At 56.4% G+C, this 18,767-nt stretch carries 21 protein-coding genes and 2 pseudogenes; 12 read left to right on the plus strand and 11 right to left on the minus strand.

Translation table 11 applies throughout. The features are described from left to right. Positions 1-257: 257 nt before the first annotated feature. On the plus strand, positions 258-1,001 hold the full coding sequence (locus P1S46_04550; GenBank protein MDF1535759.1) for a metallophosphoesterase family protein: 744 nt from the start codon (positions 258-260) through the stop codon (positions 999-1,001). Continuing rightward, positions 998-2,695, plus strand: coding sequence for a protein kinase (locus P1S46_04555; protein MDF1535760.1), 1,698 nt, complete (start codon positions 998-1,000; stop codon positions 2,693-2,695). Before P1S46_04550 ends, P1S46_04555 begins: the two co-directional genes overlap by 4 nt. A gap of 141 nt (positions 2,696-2,836) precedes the next feature. On the opposite strand, the gene P1S46_04560 is transcribed toward P1S46_04555, so the two are convergent. The 9 genes from P1S46_04560 to P1S46_04600 form a co-directional block, all read right to left on the minus strand. Continuing rightward, on the minus strand, positions 2,837-3,097 hold the full coding sequence (locus P1S46_04560) for a hypothetical protein (protein MDF1535761.1): 261 nt from the start codon (positions 3,095-3,097) through the stop codon (positions 2,837-2,839). Between the two features lie 370 nt (positions 3,098-3,467). Then, on the minus strand, positions 3,468-3,875 hold the full coding sequence (locus P1S46_04565; GenBank protein ID MDF1535762.1) for an NUDIX hydrolase: 408 nt from the start codon (positions 3,873-3,875) through the stop codon (positions 3,468-3,470). A 234-nt stretch (positions 3,876-4,109) separates the two neighbouring features. Beyond that, positions 4,110-4,463, minus strand: a complete 354-nt coding sequence (locus P1S46_04570) for a DUF3147 family protein (protein ID MDF1535763.1) — start codon at positions 4,461-4,463, stop codon at positions 4,110-4,112. Between the two features lie 8 nt (positions 4,464-4,471). Next, complete coding sequence (locus P1S46_04575; GenBank protein MDF1535764.1) at positions 4,472-5,002, minus strand: TlpA disulfide reductase family protein; 531 nt, start codon at positions 5,000-5,002, stop codon at positions 4,472-4,474. Then, entirely contained in the window at positions 4,999-5,793 is a 795-nt protein-coding gene (locus P1S46_04580) for an RNA methyltransferase (protein MDF1535765.1), read from the minus strand. Before P1S46_04580 ends, P1S46_04575 begins: the two co-directional genes overlap by 4 nt. 529 nt (positions 5,794-6,322) lie before the next feature. Next, on the minus strand, positions 6,323-7,759 hold the full coding sequence (locus P1S46_04585) for a multiheme c-type cytochrome (GenBank protein ID MDF1535766.1): 1,437 nt from the start codon (positions 7,757-7,759) through the stop codon (positions 6,323-6,325). Then, a complete protein-coding gene (locus P1S46_04590) occupies positions 7,731-8,294 on the minus strand; it encodes a hypothetical protein (GenBank protein ID MDF1535767.1) in 564 nt (187 codons plus the stop codon). Before P1S46_04590 ends, P1S46_04585 begins: the two co-directional genes overlap by 29 nt. A 39-nt stretch (positions 8,295-8,333) precedes the next feature. Continuing rightward, positions 8,334-8,894, minus strand: a complete 561-nt coding sequence (locus P1S46_04595) for a hypothetical protein (protein MDF1535768.1) — start codon at positions 8,892-8,894, stop codon at positions 8,334-8,336. 15 nt (positions 8,895-8,909) lie between these two features. Continuing rightward, positions 8,910-9,284 (minus strand): hypothetical protein, encoded by a 375-nt coding sequence (locus P1S46_04600; GenBank protein ID MDF1535769.1) that lies wholly within the window; start codon positions 9,282-9,284, stop codon positions 8,910-8,912. A gap of 194 nt (positions 9,285-9,478) precedes the next feature. Here P1S46_04600 and glk point away from each other — a divergent pair, with 194 nt between their 5' ends. The 4 genes and pseudogenes from glk to P1S46_04620 all read left to right on the plus strand — a co-directional run bounded on the left by glk (position 9,479) and on the right by P1S46_04620 (position 11,498). Further along, the gene (glk, locus tag P1S46_04605) at positions 9,479-10,471 is read left to right on the plus strand and encodes a glucokinase (GenBank protein MDF1535770.1); all 993 of its coding nucleotides are present in this window, start codon (positions 9,479-9,481) and stop codon (positions 10,469-10,471) included. 40 nt (positions 10,472-10,511) lie between these two features. Next, positions 10,512-10,796, plus strand: a complete 285-nt coding sequence (locus P1S46_04610; protein ID MDF1535771.1) for a DUF427 domain-containing protein — start codon at positions 10,512-10,514, stop codon at positions 10,794-10,796. Between the two features lie 163 nt (positions 10,797-10,959). Further along, complete coding sequence (locus tag P1S46_04615; protein MDF1535772.1) at positions 10,960-11,082, plus strand: hypothetical protein; 123 nt, start codon at positions 10,960-10,962, stop codon at positions 11,080-11,082. A gap of 173 nt (positions 11,083-11,255) precedes the next feature. Continuing rightward, positions 11,256-11,498, plus strand: a pseudogene (locus tag P1S46_04620) (transposase). Between the two features lie 787 nt (positions 11,499-12,285). Here the strand turns inward: P1S46_04620 and P1S46_04625 are convergent. Both P1S46_04625 and P1S46_04630 read right to left on the minus strand, forming a co-directional pair. Next, positions 12,286-13,020 carry a hypothetical protein gene (locus P1S46_04625; protein ID MDF1535773.1) on the minus strand — a complete coding sequence of 245 codons (735 nt, stop codon included), beginning with the start codon at positions 13,018-13,020 and terminating at the stop codon, positions 12,286-12,288. 109 nt (positions 13,021-13,129) lie between these two features. Then, on the minus strand, positions 13,130-13,492 hold the full coding sequence (locus P1S46_04630) for a PxKF domain-containing protein (GenBank protein ID MDF1535774.1): 363 nt from the start codon (positions 13,490-13,492) through the stop codon (positions 13,130-13,132). A gap of 1 nt (position 13,493) precedes the next feature. Between P1S46_04630 and P1S46_04635 the strand changes: the two are divergent. The 6 genes and pseudogenes from P1S46_04635 to P1S46_04660 all read left to right on the plus strand — a co-directional run bounded on the left by P1S46_04635 (position 13,494) and on the right by P1S46_04660 (position 18,647). Further along, positions 13,494-13,778, plus strand: a pseudogene (locus P1S46_04635) (transposase). Positions 13,779-14,335: 557 nt separating this feature from the next. Next, a complete protein-coding gene (locus tag P1S46_04640) occupies positions 14,336-15,010 on the plus strand; it encodes a response regulator transcription factor (GenBank protein ID MDF1535775.1) in 675 nt (224 codons plus the stop codon). Next, on the plus strand, positions 15,010-16,479 hold the full coding sequence (locus tag P1S46_04645; protein MDF1535776.1) for an ATP-binding protein: 1,470 nt from the start codon (positions 15,010-15,012) through the stop codon (positions 16,477-16,479). Before P1S46_04640 ends, P1S46_04645 begins: the two co-directional genes overlap by 1 nt. Positions 16,480-16,908: 429 nt before the next feature. Next, the gene (locus P1S46_04650; GenBank protein MDF1535777.1) at positions 16,909-17,136 is read left to right on the plus strand and encodes a hypothetical protein; all 228 of its coding nucleotides are present in this window, start codon (positions 16,909-16,911) and stop codon (positions 17,134-17,136) included. A 499-nt stretch (positions 17,137-17,635) separates the two neighbouring features. Further along, on the plus strand, positions 17,636-18,127 hold the full coding sequence (locus P1S46_04655) for an HIT domain-containing protein (GenBank protein MDF1535778.1): 492 nt from the start codon (positions 17,636-17,638) through the stop codon (positions 18,125-18,127). Between the two features lie 73 nt (positions 18,128-18,200). Continuing rightward, the gene (locus tag P1S46_04660) at positions 18,201-18,647 is read left to right on the plus strand and encodes a LapA family protein (GenBank protein MDF1535779.1); all 447 of its coding nucleotides are present in this window, start codon (positions 18,201-18,203) and stop codon (positions 18,645-18,647) included. Positions 18,648-18,767: the final 120 nt, after the last annotated feature.

Consider the following 18,767-nt stretch of genomic DNA (forward strand, 5'->3'; position numbering starts at 1 on the left):
AGGAGTTTTTCGTTCCGGCAAGGCGACTGAGGAGTGAGCGCGGAGGCATACTTTAGTATTCCGCACAAGCGAACGACAAAGCAACGCCGCCGGAACGGAAAAGAACCTCGTGAATAGTCCGGGCTAGGAAAGCGCCCCGATGCCGCCCATCCGCCGCACAAATCCGACCGGAGGTGTCCCATCGCCGGATTTCGGGTCTGCACTCCGCTAAAACCGCGACTCCCGAATTGACATCGGTTTATGCTATATAAACTTATATGAGAGTCGCGGTTTTAGCTGACGTCCACGCCAATCTCCCGGCCCTCGAAGCGGTCGTCGAGGACATCAGGAAACAGGGCGCCGATACACTCTGGCACCTCGGGGATGCCGTAGGTTACGGTGCCGAGCCCTTTGCGTGCCTGCAGCTCCTGGCGGACCTGGACACCGTTCTCATCGCAGGCAATCACGAGCAGGCTGCCTGCAACCTGGCCGAAGCTAACGGTTTTAACTCCGCGGCGGCAGACGCCATAAGGTGGACCAGGGATATCCTGACCCACGACGCCCGCAAGGGACTTTGCGAACTCCCGCTTAACGCCATGCCTGCCCCCGGCGTTTTCCTTTTCCACGGCCTCCCCGGTAGCGCAGCCGGCTACCTGCGCACGGTTGAGACGGCCGAACTTGTTTTCGACCACCTGGCGGACAGGGACCCGAGAATAAGGGCCGCATTTTTCGGGCACACTCACCGCCCCGCGATTTTCACCCACCTCGCCGGACGCCCCGTACACACCATTGAGCCGGATGAAGAGCTCATAACGGCTCCCGGTCGGCGATACATGGTCAATCCGGGAAGCGTGGGTCAGCCGCGGAACTCAGATCCTCGAGCCCAGTACCTGATCTACGACATGGATGGAGGTCGCGTGTCCTTCCGCCGCGTCTCCTATGACATCGCCGCGGCCCAGGAGCGGATCCTCGAAGCGCAGCTGCCGCCTGCCCTGGCTGCCCGCCTGTCCCAGGGGATATGATGGGGGCCGCCACCCACCCCAGTGTCGTCCTTCTCCACCCCGACGAAGGGCGGGCCGGTGAACTGGCCGGGCACCTGTCCGGGGGAGGTCTGACGGTGGTAATTAAGCCGGACCTTCCCTCGGCTCTCCGCTCCATCGGTGACGCGGACGTTATCATTGCCGACATAACCCACAGCGACGACGGAGCGGCCCTTTGCCGGAAGCTGCGCACGGACCCGGTCGCCAGGAACATCCCCCTCCTCGCCCTTTCGGAAAAAACGCTGGACGACTCATCCCTTGGAGACATCCTTTCAGCCGGAGCCATGGATGTCCTCACTCCACCCGTGAGCCCGCCACTGCTCCTCGCCAGGGTGGGCAACCTGGTCAGGATCCACAGGGAGGAGGTCCACCTCAAGGAAACGGAAAAACGGTACAGGCGCATTTTCGCCTCATCCCATTACGGCTATTTTCTGTCCACCCGGGAGGGACGATTCCTGGAAGTCAACGAGGCCCTCCTGGACATCCTCGGCTACACTTCCCGGGAAGAAGTGCTGAAGCTCAAGCTTCCCGACGACCTCTACGTCAACCCTGCTGACAGGGAACTGCTCCAGCACCTCATCGAGAAACAGGGGTTCGTCAAGGACTACAAGGTCGATTTCAAGCGCAAGGACGGTACCAGGATCACCATTCTCCTCACCGCCAACCTCTACAAGAACCTCGAGGGGGAGACCGTGGGTTACGAGGGGTTCAACATCCCCCTCAATGACATTAAGATCCCGGTTCGAAGCCGCCTTTTAAATGCCCTGTTTCGCCCCTTCAGGCGGGTCATGGCCGAGAAGAGCAACTTCATGTCGGTGGCCCGGATCAGCGAGATGGTGGCCAATCAGTACGAGAAGGTCGAGGAACTGTCCGAGGGGTTTTACACGTCGGTGTGGAAGGGGCGCGACGTCCTCGGGTTCGAGGAGGGTCCACTCGTCATCAAGACCTCCAAGAGCGAGGCCATAAACCCGAGACTCCTCCTCGAAGCCAAGGTCCTGCGCGGGCTCTCCGGTCACCCCGGTGTCCCGGAGCTCGTGGATGTGGCCCGCCACAGGGACCGCACCGTCATCGTCACCCGGTTTATCGAAGGCGTTCCCTTGTCGAAGATGATGCCCCTCAAAGACAACGCTGCCAGGGACCGCATCTCATATCAGCTCATGGACGTGGTTTCCCACCTGCACGACCACAACATCGTGCACCGGGACATCAAACCGGACAATATCATCGTGCGCCCTGACGGGACGATCGTCCTGCTGGATTACGGCATCGTCAAGCGCATGGGAGAAAAGGAGACCTCGCCAACCATCATCGGGACCAGGCCGTACATGAGCCCGGAGCAGATCAACGGCCGCAGCGAGCGGCGCAGCGATGTGTGGGCCCTGGGTGTCGTCCTTTACCAGCTTTACACCGGTTTCCTCCCCTTTGACGGCAATACGGAGATCGAGATGATGGATCATATCCTCAACCGGGGGCCGACCCTGCCCCGCGCCATCGACCCTACCCTGCCTGCCCAGATGGAGAACGTCCTCATCCGGGCCCTCAGGAAAAGACCTGAAGGCCGCTATCACAACGCGGGGGAGATGCGGGAAGAGGTTATGGCCATCGTGCCGGAGTTCAAGAAGAACGTGAAAGATCTCATCCGCCAGCCTGAAGAGGCTGCGGTGCTGGTACCGTAAATAACAGTAGTCAGAAGTCAGTAGCCGGTAATCAGTAGAAAGGCGTGAGACAGATCTTATTCCTGGATGCTGGACCTTAGATCTTAGACCTTGGATGTTCGCATCTCCCCACATTGAAAGGGCCGCCCTGAGGCGGCCCTTTCAATGTCTTGTCTGGCTATTCAGGTACTGCAGGAAGTAGGCGCTTGCCCCGAGGCCGTTGATGGCGTCGGCCAGGGCCTTGCCCCTGTCGCTTGTTACGTCGGTGACGATGGTCAGCGGCTTGGTCCTTCCGATGAGGGCGATGAGCTCGGTGGGAGGCACCTCACGGTAGATCCTGGTGAGGTAAAGGGCCACCTTCATCTCGACATCCTTGCTGGGCACTGACCGTAGAACAACCGTTCCTCTCCCTGTCTCAGCCATCTTGCGCACCCCTTTCTTTTCACTCCCCTTTCGACATCTTCCGGCGAAGTTCAAGAAGGTTCCGACTGGACAACTTCATCTGTTCTACCCGATGATAGGCATAAAGCGTGCCAGTGAACATATGGCAATATTGGCATTTTTATGCCATTTTTTACCCGTACATACCCGGTACTATGAAATTATTTCACGGATAGGGGGGAAATCACACGTGATCGCGTGGAGTGTACGAACGTGGATGCCGAAAGGTCTGACAAACACGTGCCTTACGCACCTACGGACTCTCAGTTTCCAGTTTCTGGTTCCAGACACCAGATACTAGGAGTCTGTCGGAGAACCTGCCTGTCTGGTTAGACAGGCAGGGCACAGACTCCTAGATACTGGAGCCGCGCTTTTTGAAATAGTGCTCCAATATTTCCTTATGATCGAAGGCGATCTTCGCCGGCAGGGTGTCGGCCGTGAACACCCCGGCCCCGGCAGCGTCATCGGCAGCCGCCGGCTGTCCCCCGGCTGTCCCGACAAACACGGTGGATATGGTATGCAGCCGCGGATCCCGGGAAGGGTCGGAGTACACACCCAGGAGACGGGTCAGGATCACGTCGAGGCCCGTCTCTTCTTTCGCTTCGCGCACGGCCGCCGCCTCGACGGTCTCCCCCAGGTCCACGAACCCCCCGGGGATGGCCCAACCGTGGGGCGGATTTTTCCTCTCGATGAGCACGATGCCGCCCTCGACCTCGATGATGATGTCAACTGTGGGGACAGGATTTTTGTGTTCGCTCATGGCACTCCCGTTCACAATTCAAGATCAAACCCGGCCTCTCGCAGAGACGCAGAGAACGCAGGGGGAATTCAAAACTCAACTGAAAACAGCTCCAAGGAAAACAAATCCATCGTTTTTCCTCGGTGGTCCCCTGTGGTTAGACCTGGGAGAGGTCGTCTCCGTGGCCCTCCGTGTTATGGCTCTGATGTCTGAGATCGCTTCGCCCAACAGTCAGCTCGCGATGACAAGCTCCTGCTACCCCATGCTGTTCGGCAGCAGATACTGGTGCACTGCCGCCGCTCCGATGAACACGACGAAACTGATAACCAGCACCATGGGGAACGACACACCTTTCCTGAACAAAGCCAGGGCGGTGATGAAGAAAAAGATGGTGGGCACAATGGCGAACAGGACCGACCTGGTAAAGGCCCTGGCCAGATCGTAATCGCCCGTGTCGGTGTAAAGCCAGATAAGGGTCAAAAGGGTGGTCAGCGGCATGGCCGCTATGAGCCCACCCAGAGAGGGCAGTCTTTTGGCGAGTTCACTGACGCCGGCGATAAGGAGGGCTGAGATCAGGGTCTTGAACAGGAAAAAGACAGCCGGCGACACCGGAGACTTTACTCCTTTGTCAACCTGTCGATGGCATCCGAGATCGCCTTGATCGGCTCCGGCTCCAGACTCTGGATAGCCATGACCACCGTGCCGTCGCGGTCTACAAGGACGGCGAAAGGGATGATCTCCACGCCGTAGCTGTCGAAGATCTCCAGCTCCGGATCAAGGATGACCTGGTAATGCATCTTGGCCGCGTACTTTTTGACCTGGGAGAGCATCCGGTCGGTTGGCGGATCGCCTGCGATCCCGATAAGCTCGAATTCCCGCTTCTGGTAAAGGTCGTTGATTTTGTTTAACGCCTCGATCCGGCTGATGCAGTCCCGGCAGAAAACGGACCAGAAGTTGAGCAGGACCACTTTTTCGCCCAGGTGGTCCTTGAGTTCGAACTTCTCCCCCTGCAGAGTCGTTGACGTGAACAGGGGAGCCCGGTCACCCTTTCCCACGGTGACGGCATGACACGGCGCCACGAAAGCCGCAGGGACGAGGAGGATAACCGCAGCGAACGACAGTATCAACGATAAACCGTGCCTTTTCATTGTTTCTCTCCTGATCCCGTGTTTTTGGCGCTCTTTCCGCCTTCGAGCGCCCATACGATCCTCCTGAAAACCCCCCTGACGATCCGGGCATCCTGGGAGGTCTTCACCCCATGATTCAGGATCTCTTTCAGGTGCAGAAGGGCACGTTCCCTGGGGTTCCGGATAAAAAAACCGCTCCTTTCGAGAACCGATGTCATCTGCTCGATCATCTGCGAGATCTCCACGGATGAAGCGTCTCCGAAGGACCGTACCAGGGGCAGATCGTCGGCGCCCATTCTCAATTCGTACGCCATGACCATGACCGATTGCGCCAGGTTCAGGCTGGCATACTCCCCATCCACCGGGATGGAAACCACGGCGTGGCAAAGAGCCAGCTCTTCGGATGTCAGTCCGCAGTCCTCCGGACCGAAGACCAGAGACGCCATTCCGCTGCCCCCAACGCTTCCCAGGTGACCAAGCAGGTGGCTCGATGCCTCGCGGGGAGTCATGATGCGGGACCTCCCGCTCTTGACCCTTCGGGAGGTGCCCAGGACGATCTCCTGATCCCTGAGAGCCTCCTCAAGAGTATCAAAAGTCCGCGCGGCTTCCAACACATCCTTCGCCGAGGCTGCGAACATCCTCGACTCGGATACATGGTACTCCCCGGGAGCGACCAGGGCAAGTTCACCCAGGCCCATGTTCTTGACTGCCCGCGCAGCCGCGCCGATGTTCCCCCCATAACGGGGGCGGCACAGCACGACCCTTACCTGCCTCAGAAGTCTCGAAGGCCTTCCGCCTTCAATGTTTGGCATTGCCATGATGTTCCCAATCACACTAGGAGCCTGTCGGAGAACCTCCCATTTTCTTAGCAGGGAGGGCACAGGCTAGCAGCGTGTCGGAAAACCTCTTGACACGCTGCTGTAAGTTTTTCGGAAAGCTCTTTTTGGGGTCTTTTCTTGAAAACAAGAGCAGTAAACCGGTGAATAACTCCAGTGAATTACCAAATGTGCCATATATTTGTTCTTTTCGGTCTAAATGCTGCTTCCGTAAAACTATATCCAGGAGCCTGCATGGGGTTCTCCGACAGGCTCCTAGTGGGGTTTTTGGGCGCAGGAAAGGCTGCCCTTGAAACCCGTCACAGTCGGTGGCCGCTTGGTAAGGAGGGGAACTGTGCCGGGCTGGAGAATCGGATATCGACTCACGCTCATGGATACCAAGCGTTTCCGATTCTCCCAGGCAGCCTGATACAAGTATACCTCTCCATCCGAAATCCGCAACGGGTTCAGTGTAACTCCGACGAATTTCGGTTTCCGTTAGCAAAGGCGCGGCTCCGCAGCCGGATCATCTCGCGAAGATGAATTTGTGGTCGTGGATGCTGGGCCTGCCGAGACCATTGTCAAGGGGCTCGTGACAGGAACTGCAGTCCACGTCGGACACCGTTTCAAAGCGGTGATCGGGATCGTCGTGTATCTCTTCGTGGCAGCTCAGGCAGTACTGGGCCTTCGTCAGGTCGACCCGGCCGGCGGCTTCATCCCAAGAGTAGTGGATATGCAGGCTCTTGCACTGTTTGCAGGTGAAACGGGATGGTTTAAAAAACTGCTCGAGCCAGTAGGCAAAGGACCGCAACCGGTCCTCCAGGGATCCGTCACCTTTAAAAGTGTCCTCGCCCTGCCCGACGTGGGGCAGCAGCCCCCGGTAGTAATGCGCCAGGTCGTCCCCCGGCAAATAACCGACCGGGAACCGGAACTGTCCGGTCCTGTCGTGGCCGTTGGTGTGGCACGAGGCGCAGATGGAACTGGACAGGCGCCACTCGAGGTCAGCAGGATTGACGATGTGACCGCTCTTGCCCGTCCGGACATGGTCTCCCCCGGGACCGTGACACATCTCGCAGCCCACCCCCTTTTCCACCCACGTATCCTGATAGGGGTCGTACCCGGTAAGATGACAGCCGGAGCAGGACTCTCGCCAAAGCTGTTCACGCCAGGTAGAACGGACCCATTTATCCTCGTCCAATGACCAGACACCCTTTGCGATCCGCAGTTCCCCGTCGCGCTCGATAGCGTACCTTTGGGTCCAGTGAACACCGATGACGAACTCCACATCGGCGGCCTTGAACGTTTCTTCTCCGGTGAACACGGCGGCAATCGCCCGGGGATTTTCCCTCGGGTCCCGGAGAGTCCTGGCGTGGGATGTAAGAGACCATTGACGGTACACATCCTCGTGGCACCGCTCGCAGGCCCGTGAACCCGTATAATCTCTTTCGAGGGTAGTGGTGATCTCGAGGTAACCCTCGTCCACTTCCTCACGTTCATGACAGGAAAGACACAATTCCCCTTCGGTGTTGGGCTTTCTGAGGTAGTACGTGGAATAACCGGCGGATGAGAACATCCCTTTCAGACGCTCCACGATCCCCCGCCGCAGATACGGTTTGGACGAGAAGGAGGCCGAGTGGGGATCGTGGCATGTGGCGCAGGTCATGGTCCCTTCATTGTCGAGGGACAGGTCATCGGAAATTTTACCCTGCGGCCTGATGTCCACTGGGTGCGACATACGGTGGACGACCGAATGACAATCCCGGCACAGGCTGACGATGTCCTTGACAAAACGGCCGCCCTGTTTGATCGGTCTGGACTCGTGACAGTGCAGGCATCTGGACGGCTCATCCATGAAGGCATGGGGGTTCCTGGCCCCTGCTGCGGACACGGGGGCCAGGATGAGAAGCACCAGGAGAGTGCCTATGACCGACCGCTCAGCTCCTGCTGAAAAAACCCAGCGCATCTTCCAGCTCGTTGGCAATGTCCCTGATCCTTTTCATTACATCATCATCCGGTCCACCGGCCTGATCGGCACGATCCAGCTCTCCGCGGAGCCTGGCCAGGACTTCCTGAAGACGCCCATCCATCCTGGAGAGGTTCCCGGACAAGGTGTTGATATCGTCATCCAGCCCCTTGAGCAGGTCGCCTTTTCGAACCGTACCGACGTAACTGATCCGTCCCTCCGCCAGGTCGGCCAGCGCTCCGGTTAGACGCTCCACCGGACCGACGACCCGGTGACTCTCCCTCAGTGCTATGACTGCGCTGATGGCCGAAACCAGGATAAAGGTGACGAGGCTGGTGCCGGTAATGACAGGAAGGAGAAGTTCCTTTAGATCCCAGGTGTCCCTGTGGGCAAGGTAAAAGGCCGCGCTGACCTCACGGTTGGCCAGGATAAAAGTCGCAATTGCCGAGACACTGGTGGCCACGATCACGAGGATCACGATCTGCGCCATCAGCCGCACCTGGTATTTTCGATCAACGAGATATTTCTTGCGCATCTTCTCTCCCCTCCGGAAAGAACGCGTTCCTGCCAGTGATCACCTCCTGGAAACAGCCCCCAGGAGCGATTGCAGAAAGGTCAGTTTGCCGGGAAGTGTCAGGTCTATAAAAACAGCCTCGGCTTCTTCGTGCTCCCCATCCCGATGGATACCGTGCTCGCACATGGATAAGATCATGAAGTCTGAAGCGCTCATAAGGGTCTGGAGAGGGACTCTCCTCAACTCGCTGATGAAATGGACCGATTCGATCCCGGGTCCCCTGCTGTCGAACTTTTCCATCACTTTGCCATCCCGGTAAAGGATGTAACTGTATTCCTCCCCTTCCGGCTTGAAGTGGCTTGTCAGGACTTCATCCAGGGGATCGTGCGCGACGAGGGCCTCCAGCAGCAGGTCGACACCCTCCTGGGCACCTTCGACCTCCAGACGGCACCACTTCCCGGACCACCTGGAAATTCCCACGCGGACCATGCCGTCAGCCGGCTCTTTTCCCCCGGGGTAATCGATCCTCAGGTTAAAAGGCCCATGGTCAGACAACCGCTGGACGATCAGGTCCGCCAGGCCATCAAAGCCGGTACGGACAAATATCCCGCTGGGAACCATGGATCGTACGACCGCTTATCTCAGCAGTCCGACAGCAACGGGGACATCCCAGCCCGGAACCATGACGAGCACTGAATCGAGAGCCTCGGAAGCCGGATCGGGCACTTCGAAGGTCATGTCACCCGGCATGTCGGAAGACAGTTCACCGACCTTGACGGCACCCCCCAGGTCGAACCCCTTCGCCAGGTAGAACTCCAGGGTCTTGTCGTAGGTGCTGGTGACTCCGCTCAGGACAACCGAGATGCCGTCCTCACTGATGCTGACCGTACCTTGCACCAGTTCGGCCTTTTCGTATCCGACCAGGCTGGCGGTCTTTCCCTGGCCCAGAACCAGGGTTGGCAGAAGTAGAACGATAACCGTGATGGCCAGGAGCAATCTGTTCTTTAACATGGCCTTCCCCCTTCCAGGCAGGCTGTTGGACAAATTCATAACTTGCGCCAATCTATCACAGTTTCCCGGCCTTGAAAAAGTAGCAAAAACCCTGAATCTGCAGGGGACTGCGTCTGAATCGGGATTCCGGGATTTAAAGTGCTCGTTCTTGTGCTAGGATGTTGTGTTAATAGCAGGTCAAGGAGGAGCAGCAAATGATCATGGCTGGGGACATCGGCGCGACAAAGACCATCCTGGCTCTTTTCAACAAGGAAACCGGTCCCGGAAAAACTATAGCTGAAGCCGTTTTCCCCAGCGGCGATTATCCGGGCCTGGAGGAGATAGCCTCCGAGTTCCTGTCCCACGCCGCCCACGGAATCCCGACGGCAGCCTGCTTCGGTGTCGCGGGGCCGGTTGTCAACGGACAGGCAAACATCACCAACCTTTCCTGGAATGTGTCCGTAACCAGGCTGCGCTCCATTCTGGGGATCCCGCACATATCCCTCATCAACGATGTCCAGGCTGTCGGGTACTCTATCGGGTCCCTGGATGCGACAGACCTGAAGACGATCAATGAGGGCAGGCCTGTCAAGGGCGGCGCCAAGGCGATCATCGCGCCCGGGACAGGCCTCGGGGAAGCGATCCTTTTGTGGGACGGACGCGGTTACCGATGCTATCCTACTGAGGGCAGCCACGCGGATTTTGCCCCGGCGGATGAGCAGCAGGTTGGACTGCTCAGGCATGTGGGACGGAAATTCGGACATGTCAGCTGGGAGCGCGTATGTTCAGGGATCGGTATCTCCAACCTTTACGATTACCTGAAGGCTACAGGTGATTATGAGGAACCGGACTGGTTAAAGGAAAAACTTGCGGTTGCGATCGATCCGGTACCCGAGATCTTCCGTGGAGCCATGGAAGCAGACCCTCCTGCAGAGGTCTGCAGGACCACCGTGAAGATGTTCGTATCCATCCTTGGAGCCGAGGCCGGGAACCTCGCCCTGAAAACACTTGCAACCGGGGGGATCTATATCGGCGGAGGCATCGCGCCAAGGGTCCTGGATCTCATCATCGACGGGACGTTTATGGAGTCGTTCACCAACAAGGGCCGGCTGGCCGGCCTGCTGCGCGACATTCCCGTACGCATCGTGATGAACCCAAGGGCTGCCCTTATGGGCGCAGCGGTGGTAGGATTGGGGATGGAGGGATAGAAGTTAACTGTTCACTGTTCGCTGCGAATTTAGGAGAACCATGCCCAAGGCCGTCTTTAAAAATACGACCATAGCCCAGAGCGACGACACCACCCTTCTCGAGGGGAACCACTACTTCCCGCCCGAGACGGTGAACCGGGAATATCTGGTGGCAAGCGACACCCGTACCGTCTGCCCGTGGAAAGGGACAGCCAGTTATTACCATGTCGTCGTGGGCGGCGAGATCGATGAGGATGCCGCCTGGTATTACCCGGAACCTTCCGCTCCTGCCGTCTCCATCAAGGATCACGTGGCTTTTTGTGGGAAAGTGGAGGTTATTCCGTAGGAATTTCGAAACGCGGGGACGCGGGTATGGCGAGACGCGGAGGAGAGAACAGACTCAGCGTACAGCCTTTTCACCGTGTCTCCGTGTCAGGCGGTTGTCTCCGGATTCTCATGGTCTTTGTGTCTCACCTGAAATCTCAAACTCATCCCTCCCAGTTAAAAACATGACTTTATTACCGATCCACACCTCCCTTCCCAACCAGCCGGCAGCGGCAATTATCTACCGGGACCTGACGGGGACCTCACAACTGGACGGTCTGAGGGTCATCAAACGGGAAGCCACCTAGGAGTCTGTCGGAGAACCTCCCTGTTTTTTAACAGGGAGGGCACAGACTCCTAGATATATTTTGTCGGCCCATGGTACTATGATGTCATGGAAAAACATATAATTCTGAAGAAGTTAGCCCTCAGAATTATATGTCTTGAACGGATTTACGCATCCTATGACGGTTCGGCCGGCGGGCAGCCACCCTACGATCCCCAGATGATGGTGAGCTTGCTGCTTTACGCCTACTGCGTGGGGATCGTTTCCTCGCGCAAGGTTGAACAGGCGACCTGGCATTCGGTTCCTTTTCGGGTTCTTGCCGGTAACCGTCATCCGGACCATGACACGATCGCGGATTTCCGTAAGCGTCATTTAAAACCCGAAATCCACGCTATAATAACCTTCCGGGTGGATTTCGGGTGTGGAACCCGCGATTAGCCTGAAAAGGCCAACAGGCCACTTTCCGCCATCAAATCCGGACTATTTCCCGTTTTTCAGGCGCATGGTCCGGAAAATATATGATCCAGGTCCTAAAAAAGACCACGGCCGACAAACTTTCTAGTCACGCCGACGGCGTGATCGGGGTTTTCCGACACGCTGCCAGAGAGATCTTTAGTGAACCGCTCCCCGGCCTAAAGGCCGGGGCTTCAAGCCTTCTGGCATGATCTGTCATGGCAAAGGAGTTTACCGTTGTTGCTGGCGTATATACTTTCGAACAACCTCTTCATTCGCCACGCCAACCGTCTCGGCAAAGTAGCCATCCGCCCAAAAACTATCGCCCCTCAGAAACTCTTCCAGCTCAGGGAACTCTTTCCGGATCACTCTGCTGCTTCCACCCTTCAATATCTGAACCGCTCCGCCCACACTATCGCTCGCGTTCAACTGGATCACCACATGCACGTGATCAGTTTGAATACTCAGTTCGCTGATCCACCACCGATTGACACGACACGCCTCATACAGCAATTGTCGCAGGCGGATGGCTACTTTGCCTCTAAGCACCCGCTTCCGATATTTCGGTATCCATACCAGGTGGTACAGAAGCCGATGTTTCGTGTGACTACCTGTGCGATATCTGGCCATAACCAGATCATGCCGAAATTTCCTCCGCTCCGCCAACTAACGCTGACTGCGCTACGGGCGGCCATTCATCCCCGGGCTTGAAAGCCCGGGGTTTTCTGGCCGATTTTATAAATTTCATTATATCAGACCGAACTCTCTCCCATTACTCAACTCTGAGTTGAGTTGAGTGCTTCGACCCATCGTCCAACAATACATTGATTTCCCAGGTTCCCTCCTCCAGATCGCTGATGTCCATAAGATAGGTGTATTGTCCTTTGTCCGGATGGTATTGAAACAGGTTTTCACGGTACTGCATGGAGCCTGATTGGGCATCCAGAGGATTACCTGCAGGTTTGTCGACCACCATACGCTGCAACTGCAATCTGGCATGGACGTCATGAGCTGGTTCGTCATTTTGCCGTGTGAGGACGAAGCAGATTGAAATCTCCCCCGTTGCGCGGTTGGTAGAGTATCCGCCGTCAGGCTGAATGTTTCTGAATCCGCGGAATTGATAGGTAGCAGGTAGAACCGCACTGTTCTCCACATTTGTTTTGTCAAAACTGAGCAGGTAGGAATAGTTCATCCCGGCAAACATGAAGCCTTCAACCGTCTTGGTCAGCATCTTCCTTCCGCTGCCCTTGAATTCAATTTCAAGCGAGAAGGGAAAATCCCGTTGGCCGGTGATCTCCAGCCTGTATCGTCCCGAATCCGGTTTTTTCAAATAGAGAACGTACCAAGGCTGCGGATCTTCGACACTTTCATTGAGCACGTTCGAACCGGGGATCTCCCGGAGCCTGATACCTTTGACAGGATCCCAGCCACTCCGACGACCTTCAGCGTCCACAAGGATGAAACCAAGATCTGGACTCGGGTCAGGGTAGATGATGACAGAGCTCATGTCCCGCTGCTGGTCAGAATGCGCCTGTTCATGACAGTAAAAAACAGCTGTTATAACTAAGAGCCCCAGAAGGAAAATCCGCATTCTCATCATCAAAAACTAACCCCCATCATTTGAGGCCAAATTGCATCTCTTTCTGCGAACCGTCGTCCAGAACAACCTGTAATTCCCAGGTTCCCGTAGTCAAATCTTTCGTGGACAGATTGTATATGTATTGATCAGCCTCCTGATCATATCGGAAAACACCGTCATCATGCACAGCACCAGAGGCAACCGGATCAATGGGATTCCCTATAGGGATGGCATTATCCATCTGTTGGAGTGTTAGTCTGGCAATGATGTCGTCGTGAGGAGTACCATCATTCCTCGCTACCCTGAATTTTACAGGAATTGTCCGGTTTAATTTGAAGATTTTCAGGCTTTCCGACGACAGCGGAGGCTCGAAACCACCGAAGGAGTAGGTTGTCGGTATCACAAAGGATAATCTTCGGAACGCGAAGACGGATGGCGTTAAGGATGTCTGTTTTTCGAAGAAGCGGGGCCTCAGCGTCCAGGACATGGTCAAGAGCAACTGGGTTTACAGAAGGCTTCGGAACTTTCGCGCGGGGATTGAAGCGAACATATCCGTACTCAAGCGTTCCTATGGCCTTTACCGCTGCAACTGGAAAGGCTGGGCAGGTTTCCAGCAGTACGTATGGAGTTCGGTTGTCTCGTACAATCTGCTGGTGATGGCCAGACATAGTCTGGCCTCGGCTTAGAAAAGCGGAGGAGTTCAAAAAACCCGCGTTAAGGGGCGAGTCTGTCCCGATGAAGTAGTTTCCTTCATTTAAAGCCGAGGTTGGCACCAATTTAATCGTCCCCTTAATTGCGAGGTCGCGCCGGCATCGTCATGGAGTGAATTGTCACTTATTCGTTGATAAAATCCGGGCTTTTCGGATGCGCTCGAGCTAGGAGTCTGTCGGAGAACCTACCTGTCTGGTAAGACAGGCAGGGCACAGACTCCTAGCTGGAGTTTGTCGGAACATATTTTTTGAGTCTTTTTTTATATAATACCTTGTGTTAACAATAACTTGCAATCTTCACCCGCAACTTTATCACCTGTTGATTCGAAGGCAAAAAGCATTAGAAAAGTCGTTCCGACAAACTTTTACGCAGCGTGTCAGGGTTTTCCGACACGCTGCCAGGGCCGGGGATGAGATGAGAGTTTCTTTTCCCTGTGTCAGAGGCACCCCGGCTCGCGGGGCCGTGGGTGCCTCGTTTTTGTGATAAAGTTCGGAATGTGGAATATGGAATGTGGAATGAGGAATCAGCTGAGATGAAACTTCTCATCATCGAAGATTACGAACCCCTCCGCGAGTCCCTGAAACAGGGTTTCGAGGAGAACGGATGCGCCGTTGACGCCACAGGGGACGGCGAGGAGGGCCTTTGGCTCGCCACAACGGGTCAATACGAAGTCATCGTCCTTGACCTCAGGCTTCCCGGCCTGGACGGGCTGGAGATCCTCAGAAGGCTCAGGGTGGCGAAAAATCCCGTCCACATCCTTATCCTGACCGCGAAAGACTCCCTCGACGACAGGGTGGCCGGCCTGGATCTTGGCGCCGACGATTACCTCGTCAAACCGTTCGAGTTTTCCGAACTTCTGGCAAGGGTAAGGGCACTCGTCAGGAGGAGTTACGGACAGAAGGCTCCCGTGATGCTGATCGGTGACCTGGAAGTGGACACCACGGCCCGGACCGTCAGGCGCGCAGGGCGGATTATCGACCTTACGGCGAGGGAATTCGCCATTATCGAGATCCTTGCCCGCAAGAGGGGAAAGGTCGTTTCGAGGGAATCCATCATGGAAGGTGTCTACGATTTTTCGGCTGAACTGGGTAGCAACGTCATCGATGTGTACATCGGGCGGCTGAGGCGAAAACTCGGCAAGACTGGTGAGACCGATCTTATCAGGACTGTGAGGGGCTTCGGCTATGTCATGGGAGAGGAGAGCTGATGAACTCCCTGAGAGGAACCCTGTTCAAGGGTGTAGTGCTCGGCACCGCCCTGGTTCTTTCAGCGGCCGGGCTGGCTTTGTATTTTTCCGTTCGAGCCCACGTTGTGGACGAGATGGATCGATCCCTGTCGGACAAGGCCAGGCTGCTGATCCAGTCGGTGGAGGAGAAAAATTACGGCCTGGAGGTGGATCTTGAGGAGATGAGGGTCCGGGACATGGCCGAGTCCGACGCCCCGGAATACCTGCACGTCGGTTCCCTTGGCGGCAGGGTTATCTTCCGCACCGGGGGACTCGAAGGTGTAGACATTCTCAGCCTGGTTGAACCGTCCCTGGTTGAGGAGCACAACTGGCACAGTCTTCCCGACGGCAGAAGGTTAAGATCCGTTCTTGTCGCCTTCGTTCCCCAACGTGACGAGGAGGATGAGAACCTGGTCCCGGATACGGATGACACCATCGTGGTCGATACGAAAGGTTCACCGGGAGAGATCGTTCTGTTCCAGCTGTTCAGGGACACGGCCGGCCTGGACCGCTTCCTGGCAAGCTTCCTGATCATGCTTCTGGGGACCGGTCTGGGGTCCCTTGGAATCCTGTCCTTCATGATCTGGACGGTCATCAGCAGGGGATCGGGACCGATCAACGACCTGGCAGCCAGGATCGGGGAGATCAGGGACGAGGACCTGGGCGTGAGGATCGGCGAGAATACGGTGTTTAAAGAGCTGCGCCCGGTTGTCTCCAGGCTCAATCACCTCCTGGGCAGGCTGGAGAGCTCCTTTGCCAGGGAAAAAGGTTTTACAAGCGACGCGGCCCACGAACTGAGAACACCCCTCGCGGGACTGAAAACCACCATCGAGGTGGCCCTGGGAAGGGAGCGGGAAGGCACTGAATACAGAAAAGCCCTTCAAAAATCCCTCGAAATGGTGTTGCAGCTTGAGCATCTCGTCGCCGGCCTGCTTTCCCTTGCCAGGCTCGAGGCCGGTCAGGAGACCGGTAAACCGACCCGGGTCAGCGTGGACAGCTGTGTCCGGACAGTCTGGGAGGAGTATGGCCAGGCTGCCGTCGAGAAGGGTGTGAACGTCTCACTGGATCTTGGTAATGGTGGGGAGGGAGACAACGGTTTTACGGCTCTCATGGACCGGGAATTCTTTGTCCAGGTCCTCGAGGAGCTTTTTAAAAACGCCCTTTACTACGTGGATCCGGGCGGATCCATCCGGGTCCGTCTGGACACGAATGACCGCCCGGCCCGGCTCCAGATCCGGAACACCGGTAGCGCCGTCGATGGGGAGGACGCGGAAAAAGTGTTCGACCGGTTCTGGAGAGGGATTTCCACGCGGGAAGATACGGGCACCCGTTTCGGCCTTGGTCTCCCCATCGCCCGTATGGTCGTCCAGACCATGGGGGGGGGAGTGGAGGTCGACACCGAATCGGGTGGAGAGTTCGTGGTGACGGTGGTTCTGCCGGAGGGGAATTAGCGGAGCGCAAAGGTCAGCTCCGCGCATGAGGGGGCGACACGGTGAGGGGGCGCGTGGGCGCGTGGGCGAGGGGGCGAATGAACCTGACGCGGGGACGCGGAGACACGGGGAGACCCCTGTGTCGGAGTATCGGGGTAACGGGGTAACGGTGATTCACCCCGCCCTAGCTTGCCACCCGTAGCCTTGGCGAATGGTGGTCATTCCGGAAATCACGTGTGCGTGATTATCCGGAATCCATTACAGGTGCTTGGGTGCAAAAAAACAACATCAAACTTTTTACACAGGAGGCTATTTGGCCTGCCTTTTTCATATCCAAGGTATAAAGTCGCAAAATCCAAAGTGGTGCTTCAAAGCTCAAACCCTAATCTTCCTTTGACAACCATTCTCCATCCCCCTGATAATGCAGTATGAGGTGGATGGAGGTGCGTAATGAGTACCAACTACAGCCAGTCGGAGTTCAAGACCTTCGGAACGGTGGACCTGTGGTGTGACGAGTGCGGCGCCAGGATCGAAGGGGATCCGTACCAGACCAGTTTTTGCGGTATCTGTGTCTGCTTCGAGCCGGTGGACTTCTGCTTGAAAGGGTGCTGGGACGCGTCGGAGATGTACAACACCGACAACTGGCCGCCTGCGCCCAAGGCACCCGAAGGGTGGTGATTCCCTCACTCAGACATCCAGTGAGGGAAGTGTCTAGTTTCTGGTGTCTAGTGTCTGGATGCTGGTGGGGCATGGAACGATATTACCAAGACCTGTGATACTGGAGATACGCTGAATGATGAAATAAAAAACAAGAGAATACAGAAATTGCTTGAATAGAAAGATATCTAATTCACTCTCCCTGCGCTATTGCAGAAGACCCTGCGTTTTAACTAGACACTAGACTCTAGACACTGTTCTTCTTCCTGTTATAATCAAATGATTTGGAACCGTTGAGCGGAACTAACGGTTTAAATCAGTGGAAAGGAGAAGGTGGAAAGAGGAAAGTGAACGCGAAGTTCCTTTCTAATTTTACCTTTAACCTTTTCCCTGAACCGAAAGCCGGTGGTCGGCGGGTTCAAGATTGTATTACCTATGTCGAGGCTTTAATGATTTTTCGCACCCACGCACCCACGCACCCATGCACCCACGCGAAGAATGGTGCCGCGAGGAGGCACAGTTGAAAGTTCTCTGGGCCCCATGGCGCATGGAGTACATCCTCTCCGACAAGGAGGGCGGGTGCTTCATCTGCGACCTCGCCGGGGCCGAGCCCTCGGAGGACAACCTGCTGCTCTACCGCAGCGAACACGCCGTGGTCCTCATGAACAAGTTCCCCTACAACAACGGGCACATCCTTGTGGCTCCCATAGCTCACACAGCCGACCTTTCGGAGTTGACCGAAGACGAGTACCGGGAGACCATGGAGCTGTTCCGGTTTGGCCTCAAGGCCCTCGAAAGGTGCATGGAGCCGGAAGGGTTCAATACCGGGTTGAACCTGGGAAAGACGGGAGGGGCCGGTCTGGAGGAACACGTGCATTTTCACATCGTCCCCCGGTGGCACGGCGACACCAACTTCATGCCGGTGGTGGCCGATCACCGGGTGATCCCGGAGGCGATCAGGGAAACTTACAACGGTTTGAGACCGCTGTTTGATAATTACGAGAGACGGTGAAAGGTTCACGGTTCACGATTCACCCTGAACCCTGGTCGCTGGACTCTGGACGACTAGAACTGGAGAGTTCGTAATGAAATACATCTATTCAGCATTAATTCTCCTCCTGGCCCTCTTCCTGGCTGCCTTTATCCAGCAGAACGGCCAGCCCATTTCCCTGAAATACTTCGCCTGGTCCACAATGGATCTGCCCTTGTCCCTCTACGTGATCCTGGCGTTTGCGGCAGGTTACCTCCTGGCCGTTATCGTGGGGTTCTCTTCGGGAATAAGGCACAAGTTCCGTACAGCAGGCGCCGAAAGGGAGGTGCGGAAGCTCAAGTCCGAACTGGATGAAGTGCGCGGGAAGCAGCAAGGGCAGGCGGAACCTGTCTCCCAATTACAGACCACAGCCCGGCTCTCCCCGGATCCACCGCCTGTCCCGGAACCCTCCCCGGTCAAGGACGACGTGGAAAGGTCTGGAACTTCATCCTTAAAGGGCGTTTCCGCCGATGAACTCCGCCGGGCCCTGGAAGATGATTGATGGACTCGCAAAATGTCCCGCCTGGACTTTTTACGACCCGGTCAGGATTGATGGGGCCACGCACATGGCGTGGGGGCCTGAAATAGTCCACATTCCTGATTCTTCCTCCCCCTTGAGGGC

Source organism: bacterium (genome assembly GCA_029210545.1).
In the GTDB taxonomy this organism is placed as follows: Bacteria; BMS3Abin14; BMS3Abin14; order BMS3Abin14; family BMS3Abin14; genus JARGFV01.

Excerpts from the sequence above, each read along its gene's own strand:
- P1S46_04550 (MDF1535759.1), top strand. The coding sequence starts at position 258 with ATGAGAGTCGCGGTTTTAGCTGACGTCCACGCCAATCTCCCGGCCCTC.
- P1S46_04555 (MDF1535760.1), top strand. The coding sequence starts at position 998 with ATGATGGGGGCCGCCACCCACCCCAGTGTCGTCCTTCTCCACCCCGAC.
- P1S46_04560 (MDF1535761.1), bottom strand. The coding sequence starts at position 3,097 with ATGGCTGAGACAGGGAGAGGAACGGTTGTTCTACGGTCAGTGCCCAGC.
- P1S46_04565 (MDF1535762.1), bottom strand. The coding sequence starts at position 3,875 with ATGAGCGAACACAAAAATCCTGTCCCCACAGTTGACATCATCATCGAG.
- P1S46_04575 (MDF1535764.1), bottom strand. The coding sequence starts at position 5,002 with ATGAAAAGGCACGGTTTATCGTTGATACTGTCGTTCGCTGCGGTTATC.
- P1S46_04580 (MDF1535765.1), bottom strand. The coding sequence starts at position 5,793 with ATGCCAAACATTGAAGGCGGAAGGCCTTCGAGACTTCTGAGGCAGGTA.
- P1S46_04585 (MDF1535766.1), bottom strand. The coding sequence starts at position 7,759 with ATGCGCTGGGTTTTTTCAGCAGGAGCTGAGCGGTCGGTCATAGGCACT.
- P1S46_04590 (MDF1535767.1), bottom strand. The coding sequence starts at position 8,294 with ATGCGCAAGAAATATCTCGTTGATCGAAAATACCAGGTGCGGCTGATG.
- P1S46_04595 (MDF1535768.1), bottom strand. The coding sequence starts at position 8,894 with ATGGTTCCCAGCGGGATATTTGTCCGTACCGGCTTTGATGGCCTGGCG.
- P1S46_04600 (MDF1535769.1), bottom strand. The coding sequence starts at position 9,284 with ATGTTAAAGAACAGATTGCTCCTGGCCATCACGGTTATCGTTCTACTT.
- glk (MDF1535770.1), top strand. The coding sequence starts at position 9,479 with ATGATCATGGCTGGGGACATCGGCGCGACAAAGACCATCCTGGCTCTT.
- P1S46_04610 (MDF1535771.1), top strand. The coding sequence starts at position 10,512 with ATGCCCAAGGCCGTCTTTAAAAATACGACCATAGCCCAGAGCGACGAC.
- P1S46_04615 (MDF1535772.1), top strand. The coding sequence starts at position 10,960 with ATGACTTTATTACCGATCCACACCTCCCTTCCCAACCAGCCGGCAGCG.
- P1S46_04625 (MDF1535773.1), bottom strand. The coding sequence starts at position 13,020 with ATGAGCTCTGTCATCATCTACCCTGACCCGAGTCCAGATCTTGGTTTC.
- P1S46_04640 (MDF1535775.1), top strand. The coding sequence starts at position 14,336 with ATGAAACTTCTCATCATCGAAGATTACGAACCCCTCCGCGAGTCCCTG.
- P1S46_04645 (MDF1535776.1), top strand. The coding sequence starts at position 15,010 with ATGAACTCCCTGAGAGGAACCCTGTTCAAGGGTGTAGTGCTCGGCACC.
- P1S46_04650 (MDF1535777.1), top strand. The coding sequence starts at position 16,909 with ATGAGTACCAACTACAGCCAGTCGGAGTTCAAGACCTTCGGAACGGTG.
- P1S46_04660 (MDF1535779.1), top strand. The coding sequence starts at position 18,201 with ATGAAATACATCTATTCAGCATTAATTCTCCTCCTGGCCCTCTTCCTG.